21 protein-coding genes are annotated in these 22,004 nt (G+C 72.4%); 5 read left to right on the plus strand and 16 right to left on the minus strand.

Annotation, left to right across the window (positions count from 1 at the left end):
* Positions 1-9: 9 nt before the first annotated feature.
* Positions 10-456 (minus strand): YidB family protein, encoded by a 447-nt coding sequence (locus OG389_RS08620; protein WP_328297870.1) that lies wholly within the window; start codon positions 454-456, stop codon positions 10-12.
* A 136-nt stretch (positions 457-592) separates the two neighbouring features.
* On the opposite strand from OG389_RS08620, the gene OG389_RS08625 reads away from it, so the two are divergent.
* The 3 genes from OG389_RS08625 (at position 593) to OG389_RS08635 (ending at position 2,212) form a co-directional block, all read left to right on the plus strand.
* Complete coding sequence (locus OG389_RS08625; RefSeq protein WP_328297871.1) at positions 593-934, plus strand: DUF952 domain-containing protein; 342 nt, start codon at positions 593-595, stop codon at positions 932-934.
* 83 nt (positions 935-1,017) lie between these two features.
* Entirely contained in the window at positions 1,018-1,476 is a 459-nt protein-coding gene (locus OG389_RS08630) for a Rieske (2Fe-2S) protein (protein WP_328297872.1), read from the plus strand.
* Between the two features lie 28 nt (positions 1,477-1,504).
* Positions 1,505-2,212, plus strand: a complete 708-nt coding sequence (locus OG389_RS08635) for a nucleotidyltransferase domain-containing protein (RefSeq protein WP_328297873.1) — start codon at positions 1,505-1,507, stop codon at positions 2,210-2,212.
* A 77-nt stretch (positions 2,213-2,289) separates the two neighbouring features.
* On the opposite strand, the gene OG389_RS08640 is transcribed toward OG389_RS08635, so the two are convergent.
* The 15 genes from OG389_RS08640 to OG389_RS08710 form a co-directional block, all read right to left on the minus strand.
* A complete protein-coding gene (locus OG389_RS08640) occupies positions 2,290-2,481 on the minus strand; it encodes a hypothetical protein (protein WP_328297874.1) in 192 nt (63 codons plus the stop codon).
* Positions 2,482-2,575: 94 nt separating this feature from the next.
* Positions 2,576-3,196: a hypothetical protein gene (locus OG389_RS08645; protein ID WP_328297875.1), complete on the minus strand. Its 621-nt coding sequence runs from the start codon at positions 3,194-3,196 to the stop codon at positions 2,576-2,578.
* Positions 3,197-3,275: 79 nt separating this feature from the next.
* Positions 3,276-4,295 carry an ADP-ribosylglycohydrolase family protein gene (locus tag OG389_RS08650; RefSeq protein ID WP_328297876.1) on the minus strand — a complete coding sequence of 340 codons (1,020 nt, stop codon included), beginning with the start codon at positions 4,293-4,295 and terminating at the stop codon, positions 3,276-3,278.
* Positions 4,292-5,044 carry an NUDIX hydrolase gene (locus OG389_RS08655; protein ID WP_328297877.1) on the minus strand — a complete coding sequence of 251 codons (753 nt, stop codon included), beginning with the start codon at positions 5,042-5,044 and terminating at the stop codon, positions 4,292-4,294. Before OG389_RS08655 ends, OG389_RS08650 begins: the two co-directional genes overlap by 4 nt.
* A complete protein-coding gene (locus tag OG389_RS08660) occupies positions 5,041-6,135 on the minus strand; it encodes an AAA family ATPase (protein ID WP_328297878.1) in 1,095 nt (364 codons plus the stop codon). The genes OG389_RS08655 and OG389_RS08660 overlap by 4 nt, the downstream gene beginning before the upstream one ends.
* Positions 6,132-6,740 (minus strand): nicotinamide riboside transporter PnuC, encoded by a 609-nt coding sequence (gene pnuC, locus OG389_RS08665; RefSeq protein ID WP_328297879.1) that lies wholly within the window; start codon positions 6,738-6,740, stop codon positions 6,132-6,134. The genes OG389_RS08660 and pnuC overlap by 4 nt, the downstream gene beginning before the upstream one ends.
* Before the next feature lie 144 nt (positions 6,741-6,884).
* On the minus strand, positions 6,885-8,474 hold the full coding sequence (locus OG389_RS08670) for a pseudouridine synthase (protein WP_328297880.1): 1,590 nt from the start codon (positions 8,472-8,474) through the stop codon (positions 6,885-6,887).
* On the minus strand, positions 8,474-9,115 hold the full coding sequence (scpB, locus tag OG389_RS08675; RefSeq protein WP_328297881.1) for an SMC-Scp complex subunit ScpB: 642 nt from the start codon (positions 9,113-9,115) through the stop codon (positions 8,474-8,476). The genes OG389_RS08670 and scpB overlap by 1 nt, the downstream gene beginning before the upstream one ends.
* A complete protein-coding gene (locus OG389_RS08680; RefSeq protein WP_443059227.1) occupies positions 9,112-9,951 on the minus strand; it encodes a segregation and condensation protein A in 840 nt (279 codons plus the stop codon). Before OG389_RS08680 ends, scpB begins: the two co-directional genes overlap by 4 nt.
* 341 nt (positions 9,952-10,292) lie before the next feature.
* Positions 10,293-10,793: a hypothetical protein gene (locus OG389_RS08685; protein WP_328297882.1), complete on the minus strand. Its 501-nt coding sequence runs from the start codon at positions 10,791-10,793 to the stop codon at positions 10,293-10,295.
* Complete coding sequence (locus OG389_RS08690) at positions 10,778-11,938, minus strand: ParA family protein (protein WP_443059228.1); 1,161 nt, start codon at positions 11,936-11,938, stop codon at positions 10,778-10,780. Before OG389_RS08690 ends, OG389_RS08685 begins: the two co-directional genes overlap by 16 nt.
* Positions 11,939-12,264: 326 nt before the next feature.
* A complete protein-coding gene (gene ald, locus OG389_RS08695) occupies positions 12,265-13,380 on the minus strand; it encodes an alanine dehydrogenase (protein ID WP_328297884.1) in 1,116 nt (371 codons plus the stop codon).
* A gap of 152 nt (positions 13,381-13,532) precedes the next feature.
* On the minus strand, positions 13,533-15,515 hold the full coding sequence (locus OG389_RS08700) for an AAA family ATPase (RefSeq protein WP_328297885.1): 1,983 nt from the start codon (positions 15,513-15,515) through the stop codon (positions 13,533-13,535).
* 259 nt (positions 15,516-15,774) lie between these two features.
* Positions 15,775-16,407, minus strand: a complete 633-nt coding sequence (locus tag OG389_RS08705; RefSeq protein ID WP_328297886.1) for an NUDIX hydrolase — start codon at positions 16,405-16,407, stop codon at positions 15,775-15,777.
* A gap of 96 nt (positions 16,408-16,503) precedes the next feature.
* On the minus strand, positions 16,504-18,156 hold the full coding sequence (locus tag OG389_RS08710) for a CTP synthase (protein WP_328297887.1): 1,653 nt from the start codon (positions 18,154-18,156) through the stop codon (positions 16,504-16,506).
* A gap of 460 nt (positions 18,157-18,616) precedes the next feature.
* On the opposite strand from OG389_RS08710, the gene OG389_RS08715 reads away from it, so the two are divergent.
* Together OG389_RS08715 and OG389_RS08720 are read left to right on the plus strand one after the other, a co-directional pair.
* On the plus strand, positions 18,617-20,422 hold the full coding sequence (locus OG389_RS08715; protein WP_328297888.1) for a glycoside hydrolase family 15 protein: 1,806 nt from the start codon (positions 18,617-18,619) through the stop codon (positions 20,420-20,422).
* Positions 20,423-20,599: 177 nt separating this feature from the next.
* On the plus strand, positions 20,600-21,982 hold the full coding sequence (locus tag OG389_RS08720) for an FAD-binding oxidoreductase (RefSeq protein WP_328297889.1): 1,383 nt from the start codon (positions 20,600-20,602) through the stop codon (positions 21,980-21,982).
* The last annotated feature ends 22 nt before the right edge of the window (positions 21,983-22,004 follow it).

Raw genomic sequence — 22,004 nt, forward strand, 5'->3', positions numbered from 1 at the left:
TCGGACGGCTCAGAGGTTCTGCTGCTTGATGATGTCCTCCAGCGAGCCGGTCGGCAGCGCCCCTTCCGGGCTGAGCTTGTCGACGGCCTGGGGCAGCGCCTGCGCGATCTGGTCGGCGGCGGCCTCCGGGGTGACGCCCGCCTGCTCGGCGACCTTGGCCAGGGTGTCGTTCGGGAGTGCCTCGGCGATCTGCGCGCCGCTGACCGGCTGGTTCTCACCGGTGCCGACCCAGGACTGGGCCTGGTCGACCAGGCCCGACTTGGTCAGCATGTCCAGCAGCCCGCCGAGGGGGTTGTTCCCCGCGCCTCCGGCCGCCTGGGCGCCGCCCGCACCTCCGCCCATGAGCGCCCCGAGGAGGGAGCCGAGGATGTTGCCGCCACCGCCGCTGCCGCCCTGTCCGCCGCCGCCTCCGCCGAGGAGGCCGCCGAGAAGGGAGCCGAGGTCGTTGCCCGCCATGGTGATGCCTTTCGAAGAGGGACCGGGCGCGCGGAAATCGGCGCGGACGGCTTCGAGATACGGACAATGTCACCCAGACCGGGCGCGTCTGCCACTTGGCGCAGAGCGCCGCGGCCGCTGCGGTAGAACGATCGGCATGATCTACCACCTCGTGCCGCTCGCCGACTGGACCGCCGGTCCAGTCGGCCCGTACGCCCCGCCCTCCCTCGACTCCGAGGGGTTCGTGCACTGTTCGGCGGACCCGGAGACGGCGCTGGCGATCGCCGCCTCGCACTACTCGGGCGTAGGGGGGAGGCTGCTCGCCGTGGAACTCGACGAGTCCGCCCTGACCTCCGAGGTCCGCCGGGAGGGTGAATCGGGGATCCGCTACCCGCACGTCCACGGACCGCTGAACCGGGAGGCCGTGATCCGCGTGTGGGAGGTCGTACGTGTCCCCGGCACGCCTGCGGAACTCGTTCCCTGGCAACCGGAGGGCTGAGCAAAGGCGTGGCGGGGTGTTCCTGAGGCCCGTCACACGCCAGGATGCCTCTCGCCATCCCGGCGATCACTCGAGGAGAAGTCATGAGCGACCCCATGCACGCCGCCCGGCGCACGGTTCTGGCGGCAGGCGCGAGCGTCCTGGCCGGCGGTGTCCTGACCGCCTGTGGCGGAGCCGAGGAGAAGCCGCAGGCCGAGGGCGGCAGCGCGCCCACGGAGCAGGCCCCGAAGGCCCCGGAGGCGTCCGGGCCGACCAAGGCCCTGCTCAAGTCCTCCGAGGTACCGGTCGGCGGCGGCAAGGTCCTCAAGGAGGAGAAACTGGTGGTCACACAGCCGACGGCGGGCTCCTTCCGCTGTTTCACGGCGGTGTGCACGCACCAGGGCTGCCTGGTGGACAAGGTCGCGGCAGGCACCATCGACTGCCCGTGCCACGGCAGCAAGTTCAACGTGGCGGACGGCGCGGTGGCGCACGGCCCGGCCACGCGGCCGCTGGCGGAGAAGAAGATCACCGTCTCCCCGGCGGGCGAAATCTCGCTCGCCTAGTGCGGGCCCGCCCGCCTACGCTCCCCGGATGAACGACAAGCCGACGCCCGAGCCGCTCGAACTCGCCCTGGTCAGGGACCACACGGTCTACGCCTGTGTGATGGGTTCGAGGGCGTTCGGCCTGGCGACGGAGGCGAGCGACACCGACCGGCGCGGTGTCTACCTCGCCCCCACGCCGCTGTTCTGGCGCTTCGAGAAGCCGCCGACGCACGTGGACGGACCTCGGGACGAGGAGTTCTCCTGGGAGCTGGAACGCTTCTGCGAGCTCGCCCTGCGCGCCAACCCGAACATCCTGGAGTGCCTCCACTCCCCCCTCGTGGAGGAGCTCGCCCCGGTCGGGGAGGAACTCCTCTCGCTCCGCGGGGCGTTCCTCTCCCGCCGGGCCCACACCACTTTCAGCCGGTACGCCGTCGCCCAGCGGGGCAAACTCCTCGGGGACCTCCGCAACCACGGCGCCCCGCGCTGGAAACACGCCATGCACCTGCTTCGCCTGCTCCTGTCCTGCCGCGACCTGCTGCGCACGGGCCGCCTGGTGATCGACGCGGGCCCCTACCGCGACCGCCTCCTGTCGGTCCGCCGCGGTGAGCTCTCCTGGGACGAGGTCGACGCCTGGATGACCCGCCTGATGGAGGAGTCCGAAGCCGCCCTCCCGACGACCCCGCTGCCCGGGACCCCGGACCTCCGCCGGGTGGAGGACTTCCTCCTGCGCACCCGCCGGGCGTCGGCCCTCGTCTAGAGTCGGCCTCGGTCTGGAGTCGGGCCTGGTCCGGCGTCCGCCTTGGTCCGGCGTCCGCACAGCTCCGGGGGCCGCCGTCAGGCAGGTCCCAGTGCCGGATCGCGGGTCGCTCGGACCTCCCAGCGGCCCGTCCGCTCGGCGAGGGCCGCCCGGCGCATCACCAAGGTCACGCGGGCCGCCGCGGCCACGACCACCGCGAGTGCCGTCGTCAGCCACGCCGTCTCCCCCTCGTCGGTGGCGAAGGCGACCGGCTGCTCGCTCCTGATCATCCGCCAGTTCCGGGCCCCGCACAGCCAGCCCGGCCGTTCTCCATGCGCGCCGCGAGGACGGCGAGCGCGTAGGGGTCGAGGGCCGGGTTTCCGATCAGCAGCTCGGAACCGTCGTCCAGGGCGAAGCGCAACTTGTGCCGCGTCGGCGCGCAGGGTCCGGGCGGCGGGTTCGTCCGGCGGGATCCGGACGAGGAAGAGCCCCACGAAGAACGCCGGGACCGCTCCGACCCCAAGGCCGATCCGGGTGGCGACCGGCGGCAGGGAGAACGCGAACGGGGAGTCGGACTCCCAGGTACCGCTCGATGTGGCCAGGGGCGTCCACGACGCCGCCGAGCCGGGGCGCGGTCGGGGCGTACAGCACCGGAACCCAGGTGGCCGAAGGCCCCTGGGGGCCGTCCAGGGCCTGGCCCGCCCGGTAGGCGTCGCCCAGCGCCCGCTGGGCTCCGAGGTGCCCGTTCAGCACCTCCAGCCGGGTGGTGCCCACCCGCTCTTCCCCGGGGCCGAACCGGGGGACCTCGACCGTGACGTCGCCGCTGAGCACCCTCGCCTTGGGCTCGTTCACCTTCAGCCGGTGGACCTCGACGACCATGCCGTCGGCCACCTCCGGCCGGTACACCGACACGCCCGCACCCAGCAACAGCCTCCACAGGGCCAGCACCGCGAACAGCAGCGCTCCCCCGCCCCAGTACCTGGTGGCCCAGGCGCTTCCCCCCATGATCCCGAACCTACCAACCCGCTTGCACGGGACGGCCGGTGGCCCGCGAGGGCCGGGTGGTGACGGACTCCGGGTCCGCTCACGCGTCCCAGAGCGCGCCGAGGGACAGGAGTTCGTCCCGGTACTCGATGCGGCCCTCCCAGTCGCGGGGCCAGACGTCCGCGCCGAGGTGGGCGCCCGCGAAGGCGCCGGCCAGGCAGGCGATGGAGTCGGAGTCGCCCTTCGTGCAGGCCGCGCGGCGCAGGGCGAGCAGCGGTTCCTCCGGGAAGAGCAGGAAGCACTGCAGGGCGGTGGCCAGGGCCTCCTCGGCGATCCAGCCGTCGCCCGTGGTCAGGCAGGGGTCGGTTTCCGGGGAGGGGGTGCGCAGGGCGGCCGCGAGGCGGTCCAGGACCGCGAGGCACTCGTCCCAGCCCCGCGCCATGAAGGCCTCGGCCGAGACGTCCGAGGCGGTCCGCTCCCAGAGGTCGCCGAGCCAGCGCTCGTGGTAGCGGGTGCGGTTCTCCAGGGCGTACGAGCGCAGCTGCCCGACCAGCCCGGTCACCTCGGTGCCCCGCGCCAGCAGGTGCACGGCCCGCGCCGTGAGGTCGGAGGCGGCCAGTGCCGTGGGGTGGCCGTGGGTCAGGGCCGACTGGAGCTGGGCCGCGCCGGCCCGCTCCTCCTCGGTCCAGCCGGGCACCAGCCCGGCCGGCGCCACCCGCATGTTCGCGCCGCAGCCCTTGGAGCCGAGCTGGCTGGCCTCGCGCCAGTCCAGCCCGGGCCGGTCCAGGAGCTGGCAGGCCTTCAGGCAGGTGTTGCCCGGGGCCCGGTTGTTCTCCGGGGAGTGGTACCAGTCGACGAACTCCTCCCGGACCGGGCGGGCCAGGCTCAGCGGGCCGACCCGGCCCCGGTCCGCGGCGGTCCGTATGCCCCGGGCGAAGGCGAGGGTCATCTGGGTGTCGTCCGTGACGATCGCCGGGCGGGGCAGGTCCATGGACCGCCAGGGCCCGGTCTTCGCGAGGATGCCCGGTACGTCGTTGAACTCCGTCGGGAAGCCGAGCGCGTCTCCAAGCGCCAGGCCGAGGAGGGCTCCGGTCGCCGCCCGCTTCGCGGTCTTCGTCATCGTGGGTGTCCTTCCGAGGGGCGGAGCAGGGGCGGGTGCAGGGTGGTCGCGGGTCCGGGCCGGTACAGCGCGGCCGGTTTGCCGCGGCCGCCGGTGAGCCGGGCGGCCCCGGGCACGGCGGCCACGAAGCCGGGGGTGGCCAGGACCTTGCGGCGGAAGTTGGGGCGGTCCAGGACGGTGTCCCAGACGGTCTCGTAGACGGCCTGGAGCTCGCCGAGGGTGAACTCGGGCGGGCAGAAAGCGGTGGCCAGGCAGGTGTACTCCAGCTTCGCGCCCACCCGGGACCGGGCGTCCGCCAGGATCTCCGCGTGGTCGAAGGCCGGCCCGAACCCGGCCTCCGACGCCTCGCCCACGGGCACCCAGCGGGCGCGGTCCGCGTCCCCGCCGCCGCCGGCCACCGGTTCCGGCAGATCGGGGACGAGCGCGGTGAATGCCACCGAGACGACCCGCATCCGGGGGTCGCGGTCCGGTTCGCTGTAGGTGCGCAGCTGGTCCAGGTGGAGGGCGTCGATGACGTCCGCCGACAGGCCGGTCTCCTCGGCCAGTTCGCGCCGGGCCGCCGTCTCCGCGGATTCGCGGGGCAGGACGAAGCCGCCGGGGAGCGCCCAGGCGCCCGCGTACGGTTCCTGTCCGCGCCGGATCAGCAGGACGTGCAGGGTGCCGCCGCGGACGGTGAACACGGCGAGGTCCACGGTCACCGCGAACGGCACGAAGGCGTACGGGTCGTAGCCCGGTCCCGTGTCGCTCACCGGGTCGGCTCCCCCGCCCGCTCCGGCAGCGGATCGGCGAAGCACCAGCCCTCGGCGAGCAGTTCGCCGACGGCCGCCACCGCCGCCGCCAGCCGCGTCTCCCGGTCCCCGCGGACCACCAGGAAACGCCTCCCGGTCCGCTCCAGCTCCTCCAGGAACCGCCCGGTCATCCACGGCCTCAGCTGCGGGCCGTCGCGCAGTCCGTCGTCCTCGAAGGGCACGTCCGCGTGGTCGGTGAGCAGGTACAGGTCCCGGTGGGTGCCCGCGGCGATCCGCTCGACCTCCTCGCTGCGCCCGCCCGTGTACCGCTCGTGCCAGATGCCGGTGGCGAAGGAGTCGGTGTCGCAGAAGAGCACCGGCGATCCCAGCCGGGCCGCCCGCTCCTCCCGCTCGTCCTGCCGCCTGGCGATCACGGGGAACTCGGCCGAGGCGAAGCTCACATCGGCCCAGGTCGCAGCCGGGTCCGCCGCGCGCGCCGCCGCCAGCCGCTCCTCGCTGTACTGACGGCCGTACTCGGCGACCCAGCCCGTCTTCGCCCACACTCCGCCGCGCCGGCGCCAGTGGGCCGCCAGGGCCCGCGACAGCGTGGTCGTCCCGGTGGACTCGGCGCCGAGCACGACGATCCGCCGGGTCAGCGCGGCCCGTACGCCCGGCCCCAGGAACTCCCAGTTCCCGGCCGGGTCGGCCCGTACGGCCGTACCGGACACCGGGAAGAGGGTGCGGTCCCGGTCCACGCAGACCTCCTCGGCCCCGAACCGCCGCGCGAGCTCGGTCCCGTAGGCCTCCGAGGTGAACACGGCGTCGACCGGGCGGCCCACCGCGCCCCGGAAGATCGCCATGTGCGCCTCCCAGACCGCCGGGTCGTGCAGGTCGACCGGGATGTCGTCGACCGCGCCGACCACATCGGCCCCGGGGTGCGCCTCGCGCATCCAGGCGACCCGGTCGGCCAGCGGTACGGATTCCACGGAGGCCGCGCACACCAGCACGGTCAGCCGCTCGCACTGGTCCTGCGCGGTGCGCACCAAGTGGTGGTGGCCGGTGTGCGGCGGATAGAACTTGCCGAGGACCAGGCCGTGGCCGTAGCGCTTCACGCCGCCACCCGCCGCGTCCCGTGGGCCCCGCGCACGGGGAGCGCCCCGCGCCAGGCGAGCAGTCCGGCCACGCACAGGGCGAGGAAGACCGCGTAGAGCAGGGAGGTCAGGTAGAGCCCCTTGTAGACGTAGAGCGGGATGTACACGAGGTCGGCGGCGATCCACAGCCACCAGGACTCGACGAGCTTGCGGCACTGACCGTAGGTGGCCATGAGCGAGAGCCCGGTGGTCAGCGCGTCCCAGAACGGGACGGTGGAATCGGTGACCCGTGCCAGCAGGAGGGTCAGGCCCAGCACCCCCACCGCCCCCACCGCGGCGAGCGCGGCCCATTCGGTGGCCGTGCTGCGGCGCACCTGCAGGGCCCCGACGGTTCCTGGTCCACCCCCGTGGGTCCAGGACCACCAGCCGTACGCGGCGAGGGCGATGAAGACGATCTGCAGCCCGGCGTCGGCGTAGAGGCCGGCCGGGTAGAAGAGCGCGATGAAGAAGATGTTGTTCGCGATGCCGATCGGCCAGTTGGCGATGTGCTGCCGGGCGACCAGCCAGACACACAGAGCCCCTGTGACGAATCCGAGGATCTCGGTCCAGCTCGTCTGCCACCCCATGACGCCCCCGCTCTCTTTATAGTCAGGTTGACTATAAAGGGGGACGGGGTCCGGCACAACCAAAAAAGAACCCGCGGCGCCCAGCGGGCACCACGGGTTCTTGAGGCCCTTCGGGCCCCGCGGGGAGCGGGTCCCCGGGAGGACCTACAGACCGACCTCGCGCATGAGCATGCCGACCTCGGTGTTGGTCAGGCGGCGCAGCCAGCCGGACTTCTGGTCACCGAGCTCGATCGGACCGAAGGAGGTCCGCACCAGCTTCTCGACCGGGAAGCCGGCCTCGGACAGCATCCGGCGGACGATGTGCTTGCGCCCCTCGTGGAGGGTCACCTCGACCAGGTAGTTCTTGCCGAGCTGGTCGACGACGCGGAAGTGGTCGGCGCGGGCGTACCCGTCCTCCAGCTCGATGCCGTCCTTGAGGCGCTTGCCGATGTCCCGCGGCAGCGGGCCGGTGATGGCGGCGACGTAGGTCTTCTTCACGCCGTACTTCGGGTGCGTGAGGCGGTGAGCCAGCTCACCGTGGTTCGTGAGCAGGATGATGCCCTCGGTCTCGGTGTCGAGCCGGCCGACGTGGAAGAGGCGCGTCTCGCGGTTGGTGACGTAGTCACCGAGGCACTGGCGGCCGTCCGGGTCCTCCATGGTGGAGACGACGCCGGCCGGCTTGTTCAGCGCGAAGAACAGGTACGACTGGGTGGCGACGGTCAGGCCGTCCACCTTGATCTCGTCCGACGGCTTGACCCGCTTGCCCTGCTCCAGCACGATCTCGCCGTTGACCTCGACGCGGGCCTGCTCGATGAGCTCCTCGCACGCGCGGCGCGAACCCATGCCGGCCCGGGCGAGGACCTTCTGCAGACGCTCGCCCTCCTCCTCGGCACCCGGGAAGGTCTTCGGGGTCTTGATCACGGGCTTGTCGGCGTACCGGTCGCGCACGCGCTCCTCGATCCGCGCCTCCAGCTCGCGCGGCTTGGACTGGCCGCTGCGGCTTCCGGGGCCGCTGCGCGGGCCGCCCGCGCCGCCGATGCCGGGAGTGCGGGAGGTCTTCGGGCCGCCCTTGGCGCCACCGCGGGCCGCCGCGCCGCGCGCACCGCCACCACGGTTGCCGTCGGCCGCGCCGCGGGCACCGCCGCCGCCCGCCTTGGCACCGCCGCGGCCGTTGCGCTCGCCCTCGGGGCCCACGTCGTAGCGACGCTCCTCGGGGCGGGGGTTGCGGATGCGGGGCGCGGGCTCGCGGTCACGGTCGGAGCCGCCGCCCTGGTAGCCGCCGCCCTGGTAACCGCCACCGCTGGAGCTGCCGCCGCTGCGGTAGCCGCCGGAGGAGCTGCCGCCGCGGGAGCCGCCGCCGGAGCCGCCGCCCTGGTAGCCACCACCCGAGCTGCCGCCACGGGAGCCACCGCCCTGGTAGCCACCACCACTGGAGCTGCCGCCGCGGGAGCCGCCACCGGAGCCGCCACCCTGGTAGCCACCACCCGAGCTGCCGCCACGGGAGCCACCGCCCTGGTAGCCACCACCACTGGAGCTGCCGCCGCGGGAGCCGCCGCCCGAGCCGCCACCCTGGTAGCCACCACCCGAGCTGCCGCCGCGAGAGCCACCGCCCGAGCCGCTGCCACCGCCGGAGCCGCCACCGCGGTAGCCACCGCCGCCGCTGGAGCTGCCGCCGCGGGCGTTACCACGCCCGCCGCCACCGCCGCCGCTGCTGTTCCTGTTGCCGCCACCGTTGCCGTTGCCGCTGCTTCGCATCAAAGTTCCGTCGTCTTGTCGTCTTCATCGGTATCCGGAGAGTCCGGATCGAACGACGGAACACCCTCTTGCGTCTCGGCTTCGATCGCGTCCGCCTCGGGGAGGAAGGGCGCGAGCTCCGGGAGCTCGTCCAGGCCGCGCAGGCCCATCCGCTCCAGAAAGTAGTTCGTCGTCCTGTACAGGATCGCACCTGTTTCGGGTTCCGTCCCCGCCTCCTCCACCAGACCCCGCTGGAGGAGGGTGCGCATGACCCCGTCGCAGTTGACTCCGCGGACCGCCGAGACCCTCGACCGGCTGACCGGCTGGCGGTACGCGACGACGGCCATCGTCTCCAGGGCCGCCTGGGTGAGACGGGCCTGCTGGCCGTCCAGCACGAAGGCCTCGACCGCCGGGGCGAAGGCCGCCCGGCTGTAGAACCGCCAGCCCCCGGCGACGAGCCGCAATTCGAATCCGCGGCCCTGGGCCGCGTACTCGTCCACCAGCTCGCGCAGCGCGTCCGCGACCTCCCGCGGGGTCCGCTCCAACACCTTCGCCAGGTGCCCCTCGGTCGCGGGCTCGTCCACGACCATGAGGACGGCCTCCAGCGCCGGCTTCAGCGCCAGCCCGGCCGTCCCTGGCGCGTGCGTCGCCGCCTCGCTCATTCCCTGACCTCCACGATCTGATCGAACTCGTCCGTCACCGTCGGCATGCCGTCCCCGTCCCCGCCGCTCCACCGCACGGTGAGCGTCTTCAGGGCCTCCTCCTGGTCCAGGACCACGGCCTTCTCCCGGTAGAGCTCCAGGAGGGCAAGGAAGCGCGCCACGACGGTCAGGGTGTCGGCGGCGTCCTCGGTGAGTTCCTGGAAGGTGGCCTCGCCGCGTGCCTTGAGCAGCGCCACCACCAGCCCGGCCTGCTCCCGGACGCTGACGAGCGGTGCGTGGATGTGGTCCACGTACACCTGCGGCACGGCCCTGGGCTGCATGGCCTTCACAGCGAGCCGCGCCAGTCCGTCGCCGCCGATGCTGATGACCACTTCGGGCAGCAGCTCGGCGAGCCGGGGCTCCAGCCCCACCGTGCGCGGGTACCGCCGGCCCTCGGTCTCGGCCCGCTCCTGGAAGATCTCGGCGATCCTCTTGTACGCCCGGTACTGCAGCAGCCGCGCGAACAGCAGGTCCCTGGCCTCCAGCAGCGCCAGGTCCGCCTCGTCCTCGACCTCGGCGACGGGCAGCAGCCGGGCCGCCTTCAGATCGAGCAGGGTGGCGGCGACGACCAGGAACTCGGTCGTCTGGTCCAGGTCCCAGTCGGGTCCCATGGCACGGATGTGCGCCATGAACTCGTTGGTGACCTGCGACAGCGCGACCTCGGTGACGTCGAGCCGGTGCCGCGAGATCAGCTGCAGCAGCAGGTCGAAGGGGCCCTCGAAGTTCTCCAGCCGCAGGGTGAACCGCCCGTCCGCGGCCGCTTCCCGGGGAGCACCGGAACCCGGTACGGCCCCCACGCCTCCGCCAGGGGCCTCCGGAACGGGAGCGGGGAGCTCACCGGCCTCCTCCGGCACGGGAGCCCCCGGGCCGCGGCCCAGCGGGCGACGGGACGGGAGGCCTGCTTCGGGGGGAGGGGGCATCGCGGTCCAGGGTGGTACGGGAGGGAGGGGGCCGGTCGGGCCGGGGCCAAGGTCCAAGACTCCCACGTACGGGCGCCGCGCAGGCGCCGGGACCCGCCTCCGGCGAGGTCCGGACACGGGCCGGGGCCGGAGTCCGTACCGCGCCGGCCCCTGAGGGCCGCGGACCGGTCCTGTGGGCGCCTCGGGGGCGCGGACCGGCACACGGGGCCCGGAAGGGGTCAGCGGCCCCGCAGGCGGCGGACCAGGATGCTCGCGTCGCCGCGGGACTCCAGGTCCGCCAGGACCACCGCGACGGCCTCGCGGACGATGCGGCCGCGGTCGACCGCCAGGCCGTGCTCCCCGCGCAGCACCAGCCGCGCGTGTTCCAGGTCCATGAGCTCCTCGGCGGAGACGTAGACCGTGATCTTCTCGTCGTGCCGCTCGCGCCCGCTGGGCCGCCGGTTCGCGCCCCGGCCCTGCCCCTTGCCCCGACCGGGGGCAGGGGCGGGAACGGCGCCACCGGAACCTTCCTGCGGCCTGCGCTGCGGGCCCACGCCCGGCTCCGTGCCGGCCTCAGCCTCCCGGCTGCGGCCCTCGCCCGCCGTGCCCTCCGCGGCTGCCGCCGCGTGCTCCACGCCGCGCGGCGTGGAGGCCGAGGACGCCGACGACGACGTGAGCGCCATCCCCCCGGTCGTACGGAACAGTTCGTCGGCTCCGGGCAGACTCACTCGGCGGGACACCGGGCGAGCACCTCCCTGGCGAGCTGGCGGTAGGCGGCGGCGCCGACGGAGTTGGAGGCGTACGTGGTGATCGGTTCGCCGGCGACCGTGGTCTCCGGGAACCGCACCGTGCGGCCGATGACCGTGTGGTAGACGTGCTCGTCGAAGGCCTCGACGACGCGCGCCAGGACCTCGCGGCTGTGCACCGTACGGGAGTCGTACATCGTGGCGAGGATGCCGTCGAGCTCCAGCTCCGGGTTGAGCCGCTCCTGCACCTTCTCGATGGTCTCGGTCAGCAGTGCCACACCGCGCAGTGCGAAGAACTCGCACTCCAGCGGCACGATGACCTTGTGAGCCGCCGTCAGGGCGTTCACGGTCAGCAGACCGAGCGAGGGCTGACAGTCGATCACGATGTAGTCGTAGTCGGCCATCAGGGGCTTCAGCGCCCGCTGCAGAGTCGACTCGCGCGCGACCTCACTGACCAACTGCACTTCGGCGGCGGACAGGTCGATGTTGCTCGGCAGCAGGTCCATGTTGGGGACCGCCGTCTTGAGCAGCACCTCGTCGGCCGACATGCCCCGCTCCATGAGCAGGTTGTAGACCGTCAGGTCGAGCTCCATCGGATTCACGCCGAGACCCACGGACAGCGCGCCCTGCGGGTCGAAGTCGACGAGCAGCACCCGGCGCCCGTACTCGGCGAGCGCGGCACCCAGGTTGATGGTCGACGTGGTCTTGCCCACGCCGCCCTTCTGGTTGCACATCGCGATGATCGTCGCCGGACCGTGGTCGGTCAGCGGACCCGGGATCGGGAAGTACGGCAGCGGCCGTCCGGTCGGGCCGATCCGCTCACGGCGCTGGCGGGCAGCGTCGGGGGCGAGAGTGGCCGCGTACTCGGGGTCGGGCTCGTACTCCGCGTCGGGGTCGTAGAAATGCCCCTCGGGCACCTGTTCGTAGTCGGCGAAACCCACGGGCTTGTCGCCGCTCAGGTCGCCGGCCCTGGAGTTCACGTCTAGGCCGTCCATGCTCTTTTGGGGCGTCGTCATGTGCTGGTGGTTTGCGAAGGTGCGGACCGCGACGGATCCGACAGCTTCGATTCCGGCAGGACCCTGGCCCCGCGCAGGCCCTCCTGCTCGACCACCTCCAGGAGCAAATGTCGACTCATTCACAAGTCGTCTTACCTCCTCGGACGTGACCAGGACACTTATCGATAGGTCAGCGTGGCACCATGCCGACGGTTGGCGACTCTATGGCGTGTCACCACTCAGCGGCAACACAATCCGCCGGACCCACCGCGATGTGTCGGCAACCGAACACCACTCTGTCAAGGGCGTCCGAGCTGTCGCCGGGAAGTTTCGCGGGTGCGCGAAAGGGTTAAAGGGTTACGTTCGAGGCGAGTTGAGCGGCCCCGTCGGCAGCCTCGCGAACACCTCCGGCCGGACCTCGCGAGCAAGGTCCGGCCGGATACGTGAGATTGACGTCAGTCGTTGACGACTCAGCCGAGAAGCGTGTTCAGCGCGAGGGTCGGGAGACCGTGCGCCTCGGCGACCGGACCGTAAACGACCTGGCCGTCATGGGTGTTGAGGCCCAGCGCGAGCGCCGGGTCACGACGCAGCGCCTCGACCCAGCCGAGGTTCGCGAGCTGCACGATGTAGGGCAGCGTGGCGTTGGTCAGCGCGTAGGTGGAGGTGTTCGGCACCGCGCCCGGCATGTTGGCGACGCAGTAGAAGACCGAGTTGTGGACCTCGAAGGTCGGCTCGGCGTGAGTGGTCGGACGGGAGTCCTCGAAGCAGCCGCCCTGGTCGATCGCAATGTCGACAAGGACACTTCCGGGCTTCATCTTGGCGACGAGCTCGTTGGTGACCAGCTTCGGGGCCTTCGCACCCGGGATCAGCACCGCGCCGACGACGAGGTCGGCCTCGATGACGGCCTTCTCCAGCTCGTAGGCGTTGGAGACGATCGTCTTGATCTTCGTGCCGAAGATCTTGTCGGCCTCGCGGAGCTTGTTGATGTCGCGGTCCAGCAGGGTCACGTGGAAGCCCATGCCGACGGCGATCTGCACGGCGTTCCAACCGGAGACGCCGCCGCCGATGACCACGCACTCGCCGGCGTGGGTGCCGGGGACGCCGCCGGGGAGCACGCCGCGGCCGCCGACCGAGCGCATCAGGTGGTAGGCGCCGACCTGCGGGGCCAGGCGGCCCGCGACCTCGGACATCGGGGCGAGCAGCGGGAGCGCGCGGTTGGCGAGCTCGACCGTCTCGTACGCGATGGCGGTGGTACCGGACTCCAGCAGGGCGTCCGTGCACTCGCGGGAGGCCGCGAGGTGCAGGTAGGTGAAGAGCGTCTGGTCCTTGCGGAGGCGGTGGTACTCCTGGGCGATGGGCTCCTTGACCTTCAGCAGCAGGTCGGCGGTGGCCCAGACCTCGTCGGCGGTACCGAGGATCTCGGCGCCGGCCGAGACGTACTCGGCGTCCGTGATCGAGGAACCCACACCGGCGTTCTGCTCGATGAAGACCTGGTGGCCGCCCCGGACCAGCTCATGCACGCCGGCGGGCGTGATGGCGACCCGGAACTCGTTGTTCTTGACCTCGCGGGGGATGCCGACCTTCATCGTGGCTCACGGTCCTTGGCTCAGGGGATGTTTCGGGGTACTTCCATACAAACCCGTTTACAAGAACACGCAACGGGATGCGCCAGGGACTGACCTGGTGAACCCAGTCTAATGAAGGACGAGCTGCTGTCTAGCCTTGCAAAGCAATAATCTCAGTCGGAACCACTACGGATTTCGCAGGCTGCAGGGTCGTCTCCCAGCAATCTGTCGGCCGCGGACCTGTGCAGCCTGGCAGCTGCGGGATCGCCGAGCCGGTCCAGCGTGTCGGCCAGACGCACCTGCAGCGCGGCCTGAAGCCGCAGGTCCCCGGCCCTGCGCGCGAGCTCCACCGCCTCCCGGCAGGTGTGCAGCGACTCCTCGGGCCGCCCCGCGTACTCCTGGATCCGTGCCATCTCGCTCAACGCCTTTGCCTGGCCCGGGACATCGGCCAGCTTCCGGTACCCGGCCGAGGCCGCCCGCCAGCTCCGCAGCGCCTCCCCGTACCGGCCCGCGTACGTGTGCACGTTCCCCAGCCGCCCGTACAGCCGTGCCTCGTCCGCCCGCTCCCCCCGCGCGAGGGCGTGGGACAGGGCCCGGCCGAACCAGTCGGAGGCCCGGTGCCAGTCGGTGAGCTCCTGGTACGCACCGCCTACGGATTCCATCGCGCGGCCCGCCGCGTACGGATCCTTCGCCGCCTTTCCGGCGTCCAGCGCCGCCCGGTAGCGCTCCAGCGCCTCCTGCGTACGGCCGGTCTCGGCGTCCAGGTCGGCCAGGTTCAGCAGCGCGGCGGCCTGTTCCCGGTGCAGGTCGCGCCGCTCGGCCACGTCCAGGACGAGCCGGTGCAGCCCGTAGAGCTCGGGGGCGGCCCCGGCGGTGCCCCGATGCTCGGACAGGGCCCGGGCGAGCGCCGCCACGAGCCTGCGGGCCAGGGTGTCCAGCTCCCCGTCGGCCACCGCCAGGGAGGCCGCGGCGGACAGGGCGGGCAGCCGGGTGTCCAGCCAGGTCGCGGCGGCCCGCCGGTCGGCGAAGCGCAGCGCGCGCGGGATCGCGTCCAGCTTCTCCGGCGGACCGACGGGGCCGATGGGCTCCTCGCCGGACTCCTGCGCCATGGCCTCACAGGAGAGCAGCAGCCGTACGGTGCGCTCCAGCATCCGGGCCCGGGCCAGCTGGACCTCGGCCGGGCGCTCCTTGGCCTCCAGCAGGGCCTGGAGCAGGGGCGCGAGGCAGCCGGGGAGCAGGAACAGCCCGTCGTGGGCCGACCGGAGCAGGCCCAGCGCGGCGAAGTCCTCCAGGATCGACTGCGCGGCGGCCACGGAGCAGCCCGCGAGGGCGGAGGCGACGTGCGAGTCGACGAGCCCGGCGGGGGCAAGCGGAAGCAGCCGCAGGGTCCGCTGGGCGGGTTGCGGGAGGGATTCGTAGACCAGCCGGAAGGTCCGGGCGAGGGGGCCGCCGACACCGGCGGGCATGTCGTGGAGCTGTTTGGCCACGTCCGCCACGGAGGCCTTGGGGCGCGCGGCGAGCCAGCCTCCCGCCAGGGCGAGCGCCGCGGGCTGGCCGCCGCACTCCTCGGCGAGGGCCTCGGCGGCGCGCGGGTCGTTGGCCACGCGGATGTCCCCGATGCGCTGGACGAGCATGCGGACCGCCGAGTGGGTCTCGAGGCCGCCGAGGGTGCAGGGGCGGACATCCGGAATCCCGGTCAGGGGGCCCTCGGCGGTGACGACGACCAGGCAGTCCGGGGTGTCCGGCAGCAGGGCGTCGACCTGGTGCGGGTCGGCGGCGTCGTCGACGAGGAGGACCATCCGCCGGCCGTCGAGGGCCGTGCGGAGCGCGGAGCTGAGCTCGTCCTCGGCGGCGCCGGGCGGGGTGGGCCGGCCGAGCCCCTCCAGGAGGGTGCGCACGGCCCGCTCGGTGGGGACGCTCTCGCCGGTGGGGACGGTGAGGCGGACCCGCAGGACGCCGTCGGGGTAGTCCTCGGCGATCTCGCGCACCAGCGCCTCGGCGAGGGCGGTGCGGCCCGATCCCGGGCGCCCTGCGACGAGCAGCACCCGGGCCCGCGGCGACTTGGCCTTGCGGCCGGAGAGGGTGTCGAGCCCGGTTCGCGCGATGTCCTCGCGGAGCTCCTTGAGCTCACGCCGCCGCCCGACGAAATCCGTCACGGATCCGCTCCTCTCGCTGCCTTCGGATTGCGAGCGTAGTTCACGCAGAGCGACGGGCAGGGTGGAGCGTGGCGGACAAATCGCCCGATCGGATCAACCGATGGTCGTCCTAATCCCCGACACGCCGCTCACACGGGCGGGTACGGCACCGCGCCACCACGCCGGCGATCGAGGTAGGGGGCCGGGGGCCGGTCCCCGGGGCGACACCGCGGGGGACCGTCGGCCCGGCCTGTGGGTCGCACGACCACCGCGGCCGGGGCTACGCCTCGTACGGCCGGGCCGGCCAGGGAGCCTGGGCGGGGCGCAGCGAGTCCAGGCCCCGCTCTGAGGCGAGGGCCGCCGACAGGGCGAGCACGCCCGTCACCATCCCGGGATTGCCCAGCTCGCCCGCCAGGATCCCGCGTACCAGCTCGGGCAGCGGCGCCCACGTCACCTCCATGTCGGCCTCCTCCGACCCGGACTCCGCGTACCGCTCGCCGTCCGCCTCCGACACGTCCCGCGCGAGGAAGATCCGGATCGCCTCGTCCGAGCCTCCGGGGGACGCGTAGAAGTCGGCCAGCACCCGCCAGTCCGCGGCCTTGACGTGGGCCTCCTCGTACAGCTCGCGCTGGGCCCCGTGCAGCGGGTTCTCCCCCACCACGTCCAGCAGGCCCGCCGGGAGCTCCCACAGCCGCCGCCGCACCGGGTGGCGGTACTGGCTCAGCACCAGCACCCGCCCCTCGTCGTCCAGGGCCAGCACGCACACCGACCCGGGGTGCACCTGGTAGTCGCGCCGGGCCACGGACCCGTCCGGCATCCTCACCCCGTCCGAGGCCACCGCCGTCTTCGCGCCCTGGAACGGCCGCGCGGTCGACACCGTCTCCCAGGATTCCGCCGTGTCCTTGATCTCCATGCCCCGAAGCCCTCCACAACGCGCGACAGCCGGGGTACGGATCTCCGTACCCCGGCTGCCTACGTTATGCGGTCGGCCCGGTGGGCCGCCCCACGGCTACTTCGCGGCCTGCTGCCGCTCCACGGCAGCCTTGACCAGACCCGCGAACAGCGGGTGCGGGCGCGTCGGACGCGAGCGCAGCTCCGGGTGGGCCTGGGTGGCCACCAGGTAGGGGTGCACCTCGCGCGGGTACTCGACGTACTCGACCAGCTTGTTGTCCGGGGAGGTGCCGGAGAAGACCAGGCCGGCCTTCTTCTCCAGCTCGCCGCGGTACGCGTTGTTGACCTCGTAGCGGTGGCGGTGACGCTCGTCCACGTACGCCTGGTCTCCGTAGACCTCGCGCACGATGGAACCCTCGGCGAGCTTCGCCGGGTACATGCCCAGGCGCATGGTGCCGCCCAGGTCGCCCGCGCCCTCGACGAAGGCCAGCTGCTCCTCCATCGTGGAGATCACCGGGTTCGGCGTGGACGCGTCGAACTCGGTGGAGTTCGCGTCCGCGATGCCCGCGAGGTTCCGTGCGGCCTCGATGACCACGCACTGCAGGCCCAGGCACAGGCCCAGCAGTGGGATCTTGTTCTCCCGGGCGTAGGTGATGGCGCCGACCTTGCCGTTGACACCGCGGTCACCGAAGCCGCCGGGCACGCAGATCGCGTCCACGTCGGACAGCTGCGCCGCGGCTTCCGCCGGGGTCTTGCAGTCGTCGGAGGTGACCCACTTGATCTCGACGCGGGCCCTGTTGGCGAAACCGCCGGCGCGCAGCGCCTCGGTCACCGACAGGTAGGCGTCCGGCAGGTCGATGTACTTGCCGACGAGCGCGACCTTGACCTCGTGGTCGGGGTTGTGGACCCGGTCCAGCAGGTCCTCCCACACCGTCCAGTTGACGTCACGGAACGGCAGGTCGAGCTTGCGCACGACGTACGCGTCCAGGCCCTCGGTGTGCAGCACCTTGGGGATGTCGTAGATCGACTTGGCGTCGATCGCCGCGACCACGGCTTCCTCGTCGACGTCGCACATCAGCGAGATCTTGCGCTTGATGGAGGTGGGGACCTCACGGTCGGCGCGCAGCACGATGGCGTCGGGCTGGATGCCGATGTTGCGCAGGGCCGCGACCGAGTGCTGGGTGGGCTTGGTCTTCAGCTCGCCGGAGGGGCCGATGTAGGGCAGCAGCGAGATGTGCACGACGAAGACGTTGTCGCGGCCGACCTCGTGGCGGACCTGGCGGACCGTCTCCAGGAACGGCAGCGACTCGATGTCGCCGACGGTGCCGCCGACCTCGGTGATGACCACGTCGACGTCCGCGGTCGCCATCCGGCGGATGCGGTGCTTGATCTCGTTGGTGATGTGCGGGATGACCTGCACGGTGTCACCGAGGTACTCGCCGCGCCGCTCCTTGGCGATGACCTGCGAGTAGACCTGGCCGGTGGTGACGTTGGCCGAGCCGTCGAGGTCGACGTCGAGGAAGCGCTCGTAGTGACCGATGTCCAGGTCGGTCTCGGCGCCGTCGTTGGTGACGAACACCTCGCCGTGCTGGAACGGGTTCATCGTGCCGGGGTCGACGTTCAGGTACGGGTCGAGCTTCTGCATCGTGACCCGCAGACCGCGCGCCTTCAGCAGCGCACCCAGGCTGGAGGCCGTCAGGCCCTTGCCGAGGGAGGAAGCGACACCCCCGGTGACGAAGATGTGCTTGGTCGTCATGGATTTGGGCGGCATCGCCAAGAGGGGGCTCCCGTGGTCGCGAGGTGAGGTGCGTCCGGCGCCTTCCACCGTCGAACCGGAGGGGTCTCAGGGGGCGCCGAAGCTGCGGTTTCGGGGCTCCTGATTCGCACAGGCAGACCACCGGTCCACGGGATACCAGCCTATCAGCGCCCGGGCCGGTCCGCCTCCGGCCACGCGGCGGGGCCGTTCGTGGGGCCTGTCACGGCAGCATCGCCCCTGCTCACCCGTTCGGCCGAACCTCGTTGTCCCCAGGCTGACGAGGATCACTAGGGTGCGGTCTTGTCCTGCTCGGATCTCGATCAGATCCTTGCTGAGCGGCCCCGCGAACGGCGTAACCCGTCCGGTTCCGGAATCATGGGCTCAACGCGGCGATCCGTCACCACCGGAAAACCGCGCCTTCGCGCAATGCAAGCGCCCTTCGGGGCGGACGTGGCTGTTCGACTGGAGATGCAACGTGTCCGGGCGCATCGAGGATTACGCACTGATCGGCGACATGCAGACCGCGGCTTTGGTCTGCCGGGACGGGGCGGTGGACTGGTTGTGCCTGCCACGCTTCGACTCCCATGCCGTCTTCGCGAGCATTCTCGGCACCGAGGAACACGGGTTCTGGCGGATCGGCCCGGCCACCCCGGCCGGCGCCGAGCCCCCGCGCGCCACCCGGCGCCGCTACCGCGGGGACTCGCTGGTCCTGGAGTCCGAGTGGGACACCCCGCGCGGCACAGTCCGCGTGATCGACTTCATGCCGCCGCGCGAGGACCACGCACCGCAGATCATCCGCATCGTGGAGGGCATCAGCGGCCGCGTCCCGATGCGCTCCGCACTGCGCATGCGCTTCAGCTACGGCCGGGTCGTGCCCTGGGTGCACAAGGTCGACGGGCGCACCGTGGCCGTCGCGGGCCCTGATTCCGTCTGGCTGGACACCGAGGCGCAGACCTACGGCAAGGACCTGACCACGTACTCCGACTTCACCGTCGGCCCGGGCGACCGGATGGCCTTCTGCATCAGCTGGCAGCCCTCGCACAAGGAGCCCCCGGTGGCGCCCGGGGCCGAGGAGGCCCTGGAGGCGACCACCGACTTCTGGCGCGAGTGGGTCGAGCAGTGCACGTACCACGGCCCCTACCGGGAGGCGGTGATCCGCTCCCTGATCACCCTCAAGGCCCTCACGTACGCCCCCACGGGCGGGATCGTCGCCGCGCCGACCACCTCCCTCCCGGAGGAGATCGGCGGCGTGCGGAACTGGGACTACCGCTACACCTGGCTGCGCGACGCCGCCATCACCCTCTCCTCGCTGCTGCGCACCGGCTACCGCGAGGAGGCCCGCGCCTGGCGCGAGTGGCTGCTGCGCGCGGTGGCCGGCGACCCGGAGAACCTGCAGATCATGTACGGGATCGCGGGCGAGCGGGAACTCGGCGAGACCGAGCTGGACTGGCTGCCGGGCTACGAGAACTCCAGCCCGGTCCGGGTCGGCAACGGCGCCGCCGGCCAGCTCCAGCTCGACGTGTACGGCGAGGTCACCGAGGCCCTGCACCTGGGCCACATGACCGGCCTGGCCCGCAACGACTACGCCTCGCTGCTCCAGCTCAAGCTGATCCGCTACCTGGAGACCCACTGGGACCAGCCCGACGAGGGCATCTGGGAGGTGCGCGGGCCACGACGGCACTTCGTGCACTCCAAGGTGATGGCCTGGGTGGCCGTGGACCGCACGATCAAGCTGATCGAGAGCGGGGACGCGGACGGGCCGCTGGAGCGGTGGCGGGAACTGCGCGACGAGATCCACCAGGACGTGTGCGAGAAGGGCTACGACAAGGAGCGCAACACGTTCACCCAGTCCTACGGGTCGAGGGAGCTGGACGCCTCCCTCCTGCTGATCCCGCAGATGGGCTTCCTGCCGCCGGACGACAAGCGGGTGATCGGCACGATCGAGGCGATCCAGCGCGAGCTGTCGACCACCGACGGGTTCATCCTGCGCTACCCGACGGCGGGCGCGGAGGCGGGTGTGGACGGTCTGGAGGGCGACGAGGGGGCCTTCCTCGCGTGCTCGTTCTGGATGGCCGACGACCTGGCCATGATCGGCCGCGTCGACGAGGCCCGCCGCCTCTTCGAGAAGCTGCTGTCGCTCCGCAACGACCTGGGCCTCCTGGCGGAGGAGTGGGACCCGCGGCTCCAGCGCCAGGTCGGCAACTTCCCCCAGGCGTTCAGCCACGTCCCCCTGATCGACACGGCCCTGCGGCTGACGGCGAGCGGGGCGTACGGGGGCTGACGGGGAGCGGGGACCGACGGGGCTGGCCGCGGGAGGCCGGGCCGAGCGGCGGGGCCCAGGACGGGGCTGACGCCGCCCGGCCCTGCCTCGGCCCCCGCGCCTTCGCCGCGCCCGTCCGCCGCGCCCCGCCTAGGCTGGAGGTGTCCTATGCCCTCCCGGCGCGGAAGAGGTGCGGCGATGGCTCCCACTTCGAAGGCGGGCACGGCGGTGGCCGCGCTCCGTGAGGACCTGGCCGGCGAGGTCCTCACCCCCGACGACCCGGACTACGACGAGGCCCGCACGGTCTTCAACGCGATGGTCGACCGCCGCCCGGCGGTCATCGCCCGGTGCGAGAGCGAGGCGGACGTCGTCACCGCCGTCCGCTTCGCCCGCGAGCTCGACCTCCCCGTCGCCGTACGCGGCGGTGGGCACAGCGTGGCCGGGATGTCGCTCAACGACGGCGGTGTGGTGGTCGACATGCGCCGGATGAACGAGGTCACCGTGCACCCGGGGGCGAAGGCCGTACGGGTCGGCGGCGGCGCGCTGATGAGCCACCTGGACCGGGCCTGCCAGCCCTACGGCCTGGCCACCACGGGCGGCCGCGTCTCCACGACCGGTGTCGGTGGCTTCGTACTCGGCGGGGGCTCCGGCTGGCTCGACCGCGACTTCGGCCTGGCCGTGGACAACCTGCTCGGCGTGGACCTGGTCACCGCCGACGGGAGCACCGTCACCGCGACCGCCGAGGACTCCCCCGAACTGTTCTGGGCCCTGCACGGCGGTGGCGGGAACTTCGGCGTGGCCACCTCCCTGACGCTGCGCCTGCACGAGCTCCCCCGGTTCGCGATGTGCCTGCTGCTCTACCCGCCGGAGTCCGGCCCCGAGGTGCTGCGCGCGTACCGGGACCTCGTCGAGGCCGCCGGACCCGAGCTGAGCGGCGGCATGATCTACATGACCGGCCCGCCGGAGCCCTTCGTACCGGAGCACCTGGTCGGGACCCTGCTGGCGGGCGCGCTGGTGACGTACGCGGGCAGCGAGGAGGACCTGCGCGAACTCGTCCGGCCCCTGCTGGCACTGCCGCACGCGGCCGAGGTGCTGACCGCGATCCCGTACGCGGACCTCCAGTGCATGATGGACGACCCGCCGGGCATGCGGAACTACTGGTCGGCGGAGTACCTGACCGGGCTGCCCGACGCGCTGGTGGACGTGTTCTGCGCCCGCGCCTCCGGGATGCCGGTGCCGACCGGGACCCAGCACGTGATGTTCCCGCTGGGCGGGGCCATCGCCACGGGGCCCCCGGAGTTCCCGGTCCCGTACCGGGACTCGCCGTGGGCCGTGCATCCCTTCGCGGTCTGGGCGGACCCGGCCGAGGACGACCGGTGCCGCCAGTGGGTCAAGGACGTACGGGCCGACGTACGGCCCTGGAGCACGGGCGCGGTCTACCTCAACTTCACCGGCGACGAGGGTCCGCAGCGGGTGGCGGCCGGGCTCGGCGAGCGGAACCTGACCCGGCTGGGCGCGGTGAAGCGGCAGTACGACCCCGACAACGTCTTCCGCTTCAACCACAACATCAAGCCCGGGTAGCCTCGGGAACCGGGCGGCCGGT

The sequence above is a fragment of the Streptomyces sp. NBC_00435 genome (assembly GCF_036014235.1).
In the GTDB taxonomy this organism is placed as follows: Bacteria; Actinomycetota; Actinomycetes; order Streptomycetales; family Streptomycetaceae; genus Streptomyces.